This is a genomic window from Neobacillus drentensis, from assembly GCF_036962765.1.
In the GTDB taxonomy this organism is placed as follows: Bacteria; Bacillota; Bacilli; order Bacillales; family Cytobacillaceae; genus Neobacillus; species Neobacillus drentensis_C.
The window spans coordinates 1-5,329 of record NZ_JBALOS010000206.1; the positions used below are offsets into that span (position 1 = coordinate 1).

At 33.4% G+C, this 5,329-nt stretch carries 6 protein-coding genes; all 6 read left to right on the forward strand.

The genetic code is table 11. From position 1 onward, the window contains the following. Positions 1–6: 6 nt before the first annotated feature. A complete protein-coding gene (locus V7137_RS30770) occupies positions 7–168 on the forward strand; it encodes a PqqD family peptide modification chaperone (protein WP_420490167.1) in 162 nt (53 codons plus the stop codon). Positions 169–192: 24 nt separating this feature from the next. Continuing rightward, positions 193–654 (forward strand): lasso peptide biosynthesis B2 protein, encoded by a 462-nt coding sequence (locus V7137_RS22905; protein WP_335700215.1) that lies wholly within the window; start codon positions 193–195, stop codon positions 652–654. 12 nt (positions 655–666) lie between these two features. Beyond that, positions 667–1,857, forward strand: a complete 1,191-nt coding sequence (locus tag V7137_RS22910) for a nucleotidyltransferase domain-containing protein (protein WP_420490166.1) — start codon at positions 667–669, stop codon at positions 1,855–1,857. Between the two features lie 3 nt (positions 1,858–1,860). After that, positions 1,861–3,660 (forward strand): ABC transporter ATP-binding protein, encoded by a 1,800-nt coding sequence (locus tag V7137_RS22915; protein WP_335700216.1) that lies wholly within the window; start codon positions 1,861–1,863, stop codon positions 3,658–3,660. A gap of 235 nt (positions 3,661–3,895) precedes the next feature. Beyond that, a complete protein-coding gene (locus V7137_RS22920; protein WP_335700217.1) occupies positions 3,896–4,624 on the forward strand; it encodes a YveK family protein in 729 nt (242 codons plus the stop codon). Next, entirely contained in the window at positions 4,611–5,267 is a 657-nt protein-coding gene (locus V7137_RS22925) for a CpsD/CapB family tyrosine-protein kinase (RefSeq protein WP_335700218.1), read from the forward strand. Before V7137_RS22920 ends, V7137_RS22925 begins: the two co-directional genes overlap by 14 nt. Positions 5,268–5,329 lie beyond the last annotated feature (62 nt).

The window sequence follows — 5,329 nt, forward strand, 5'->3', positions numbered from 1 at the left end:
GGGGAAATATGGGATTTAATTAGGACACCAATAGAAATTAACAAATTGGTTGATACCTTATTATTAACGTACGAAGTAGAAAAGGAAATATGTGAACAGCATGTTTTATCCTATATTGAACAATTAAGTCGTGAGGGCCTCATTCAGGTTATCAATCTTGGAGAATAGAAATTTACTAGGAGGAGGATAGTAATGTCACTTTTCCGAAAGATTAAGACATTCATTTTTTTAGATAATATAAAAAAAATTTTGTTCGTAGAGGCATTTGTTTTCTTAGCCTGGGCTCGTATTCTTAAATCTATGCAGTTTTCCAAGATTGCCCCATTATTAGGTAAACATATGGATGAAACATCATTTGAACATAAAGATTCAGATCAAATAGAATTAAGGAATGTATCGGATGCAATTTATATAATGAGCAATTATACATTTTGGGAAAGTAAATGTTTAGTCAAGGCGATTGCGGGAATGAAGATGCTCCAAAGAAGGCAAATTGAGAGTACACTCTATTTAGGTACAGCAAAAGATGAACAAGGAATCATGATTGCACATGCATGGCTTAGGAGTGGGGCATTGTATATTACTGGTGCTGAAGAAATGAGGAGATTTACTATTGTTGGAAAATTCGCAAAACGGTTAAGTGACAATCGATAAGAGGGGAATACCGTGGAAAAAATAATGAATGAAAAACTAAAGCAATTTTCTAGAGAATTAAAACTACTACTCTCTATTATGAAAAGAGGAGATGATGTCCTCGATTTTAATAATAAGGATTTTAAGGGTATCGAATGGGATAAGTTCATCCAACTATCTAAACATCATCGAGTTTTTCCTCTCATTTATAAAAGAATGAAAGATTTAGGGGGGGATTTTATTCCGACTTCCGTTCTCCAAGAGTTATTCCTCATCTATCAAAAAAACATTTTTCAAATGCTTCACCTAAGCGGAGAAACAGAAAAAATATCAAAACTATTTTCTAGTAATCAAATCCGTACCCTTTTTTTAAAAGGACCCGTTCTTGCTGCTGATCTATATGGTGATATTTCTTTACGTACATCTGCTGATTTGGATGTTTTAATCCCAATCGAAAAGCTGGACCAGGCTGAAGAAATTCTCATAAATGAAGGTTACAAAAAAGATGAGTATATCTTAACCGTATTAAATGACTGGAAGTGGAGGCATCACCATATAACATTTTTTCACCCCCAGAAAAAGATTAAGGTGGAAATCCATTGGAGGCTTAATCCAGGACCTGCTAAAGAACCGAAATTTGATGACTTATGGAAAAGGAAAAGAGTAAGTTCATTAACAAGCCAGCCTATGTATACTTTGGGACTTGAAGACTTATTTGTATTCCTTGTTTCACACGGAGCACGGCATGGGTGGTCCAGACTTCGTTGGTTAGATGATATTAAACAAATTACGGAATCAAAAATTAATTGGACTAAAACTATTAATTTACTTAAAAGGTACCATTATGACGATGTAGGCGGCCAGGCACTTTTTTTGGCTTTTCATCTGCTTAATGCCAAGGTACCTAAGGAAATGAATAACATTATAAATAGAAAACGAACAAAACAGCTCGGACTAGACGCTTTGTTTTATATAAAGCAGATGGTTAATCTTCATACAGACCCGGTACCGGAAGAGGTATCTGCATATCATAAACGGCATTTATTTTCTTTAATGTCTACTAAACAGAAATTTTTCTTTATATTAAGTTTTTTATACCCATATCCAGAAGATGCAGAATTTTTACCCTTACCCAAAGTTCTTCATTTTTTATATTTTCCATTGCGCCCGATTATTCTCCTTCTAAGAAAAACAAAGATTCGTTCAGAAACTAGGAGGGCATAACAAGTGAATCACGTTTTTTACTTTATAAAAAGAATATATTCATATTCTGGCAAGATCCTTTATTTAAATCTGTTTGGAATGGGATTAGCAAGTTTTCTTGAAGGAATTGGTATATTATTATTGGTTCCAATGATAAGTTATAGCGGAATTATAAATGCTGATTTTGGAGGATTTAAATTTTTAGAATTTCTAAATTTCTTACAAGACTTCCCTAAATCTCAAGCACTAGTTTTTATTTTGGGATTTTTTATTTCATTGGTAATATGTCAAAATCTAATACAGCGAAATTTAGCGATAAGAAATGTCAAAATCACTCAAGGGTTTATCCGTCAATTAAGATTGGAGACATATGGCCTCCTATTAAAAACAAATTGGGAATTCTATACCAAGGAAAGGAAAGCAGATCTCATAAACGTAATGACAATGGAACTTGCACGTGTCTCAGGCGGAATTATCCAATTTTTATTGTTATTAACATCACTTGTTTTCACTAGTATACAAATTGTTATAGCTCTTTGGTTATCCATTAAACTAACTATTTTGGTACTGCTTTCAGGATTCATTCTCGCTCTTTTTTCGAGAAAGTTCATAAAACAATCAAAATTATTAGGGTCAAAAACCTCTATCCTAGCACAGGAATACCTTGCTGGAATAACTGACCAGTTAAATGGCATTAAGGATATTAAGAGTAACACTTTAGAAGAATCTCGTCTCCTTTGGTTAAATTCTTTAACAAAAGGAATGATAGAAGAGCAAATTGAATATATAAAGTTAAAAACCTCATCCCAGACATTTTATAAAATTTCATCAGCAAGCTTGATTGCAGTTTTTATTTTTATTTACGTGATGATCATTGATATACATCCTGAGCAATTTTTATTGATACTAATTATTTTCTCAAGGCTATGGCCAAGGATTACTGAAATTCAATCCAGTATGGAACAAATAGCAACGACCATTCCTGCATTTAAGGCATTAAGAGAGTTACAAAAAAAATGTAAGCAAGCAGCCGAGATTAATGATGAGACCATTTACAAGAATATTCAACCTTTGATTATTGAAAAAGGATTAGAATGTCGGGGAGTATTTTTTCGATATAATCGTAATGAAGGAAATTATGCTCTTCAAAATATTAATTTACACATTCCGATTAATAGTATGACAGCTATAGTAGGTCCATCTGGTGCTGGAAAAAGCACATTAATAGATATCCTAATGGGATTAAATAAACCTGAACAAGGTAGTGTCCTGATAGATGGAGATTTGCTTACTGAGCAAAAATTATTATCCTTAAGGCGCTCAATTAGTTATGTTCCACAAGATCCATTTTTATTTAATGCTAGTATCCGAGATAATTTACTTATGATAAAGCCCGATGCGAGTGAAGAACAAATTTGGGAAGCATTAAAGTTTTCAGCAGCAGCCGAATTTGTGAAGAAATTACCAAATGGTCTTGATACAATTGTTGGGGATAGGGGTATTAGGCTCTCAGGAGGAGAGCGGCAAAGACTTGTTCTTGCAAGATCCATTTTACGTAAGCCATCGATTCTAGTTTTAGATGAAGCAACCAGTGCATTAGATTCAGAGAATGAAGCTAAGATTCAAGGAGCAATTGAAAAACTTAAAGGAACCATGACGGTCATTGTAATCGCCCACCGACTTTCTACAATTAGAAATGCAGATCAAGTAATTGTTTTGGAACAAGGAGAAATCATTCAACAAGGACAATTTAGTCAACTGGCAAGTGAAAAGAAGGGAATGTTTAGCAGCTTACTAGAAAAACAAATGGGAGTTAGTGTTTAATTATTTAGCAATGAATTCCTCTAAAAGAAAAATCAAACTATTTTAATAATACTATTGACATGTTCTTTTTAAAGAACTAACATGATATATATAAATATTAGGTAGGTATATATCCTTATTACATAAATAAGGAGTGTTTCCTACTTGGATAATTGAGGTTTTTTAGTAAGAATGTTCTCCATTTAGAACAAATAAGTAAACCCTATTTCTTAATGTCATACAATAAGGTGGTTTAATGAATCAGTATAACAATGTCGACAAAAAACGAGCTAAGGAAATTAATTTAAAAGAGATATTTCAAGTTCTTAAGAGGAGATTTTGGGTAATCATTGTAGTTGCGATTCTTGCTAGTTTAGTAGGCGTAATACAAAATAACACCACCACTATTCCACTCTTTCAATCTTCCTCCAGGATCATAATAGGTGCAGATGAAGAATCTAGAAAAACTCTTCAGGTAATAATTAGAGACACAATCATTTTAGAAAAAGTGATTCAAGAACTAGCTCTTAATAAATCCGCTGAGGAATTGGCAGGCCAAATAAGTGTTGAGAGTGTTGATGGATCCCAGGTAGTAAGTATTAGTGTAGTTGATAAGGATCCTATTTTAGCAGCAAAAATAGCGGATAAAACGGCCAGAGTATTTAGGGATGAAGTTCCAAACATAATCGGTCAAGACTATATAAGGCTATTATCGGATGCTAAAGTAAGCACATCACCTATTAATCAAAGTAACAATAATAAGTTATTTATAGCAGTTGTCGGTGGATTAATAGGTGGAATAGGATTAGCGTTTTTATTAGAGTCCTTAGATGATAGGATTCGGTCATCACAAGAGATTGAATTATTACTAGGGTTACCTGTATTGGGAAGGGTATCAAAAGTAAACAAAAGAAGTGTTAAAAGGAAAACCAGTCATATGCAGTTTGATCTAAAACTAAGGGGTGAGAGCATTGGTAATAAATAAACGAAAAGCACTGTCAGCTTCCAAAAAAAGGACCATCGTTACCTACTCCCATCCTGAATCCCAAATTTCAGAGCAATTTCGAACGATTCAAACAAATATTAAATTTTCTATGGCAGAAGAAAAAAGTCGGATATTCCTAATAACATCACCCAGTGATGGTGAAGGTAAGTCAACTACTGCAGCTAATCTGGCAGTTTCAATGGCACAACAGAAAGAGAAGGTTCTGTTGATCGATGCAAATATAAGAAGACCTGCTTTGCATACCTTTTTTAAGACATCTAACTCCACAGGTTTAACCGATGTTCTTACTGGAAAAGTATCTTTCTATGAGGCTATTCAACATACAGAAATCGGAAGATTAGATCTTTTATCAAGTGGGCTTATCCAGTATAATCCAGTTGAATTATTAGGCTCTCATAGGATGGAGGAACTTCTGAAGACAGCGTTAAAATCATATGCTTCAATATTAATAGATTCCCATGCACTTCTAGAGGTAACAGATACAAAACTATTAGCAAATCAATGTGATGGAGTTATATTGGTCATTCAAAATGGTAAAACAAAATTTGAAAAAGCAGCTGAGGCAAAAAAGGTGTTAGAATTTGCAAAAGCAAAATTAGTTGGGGTGGTCATGAATAAATAGTAAATCCATATCGGGAAGTAGATTAGTTAAAAATTTTTTGTTTTTTGTTCGTTATTTAGAAT

Excerpts from the sequence above, each read along its gene's own strand:
- V7137_RS22905 (WP_335700215.1), top strand. The coding sequence starts at position 193 with ATGTCACTTTTCCGAAAGATTAAGACATTCATTTTTTTAGATAATATA.
- V7137_RS22920 (WP_335700217.1), top strand. The coding sequence starts at position 3,896 with ATGAATCAGTATAACAATGTCGACAAAAAACGAGCTAAGGAAATTAAT.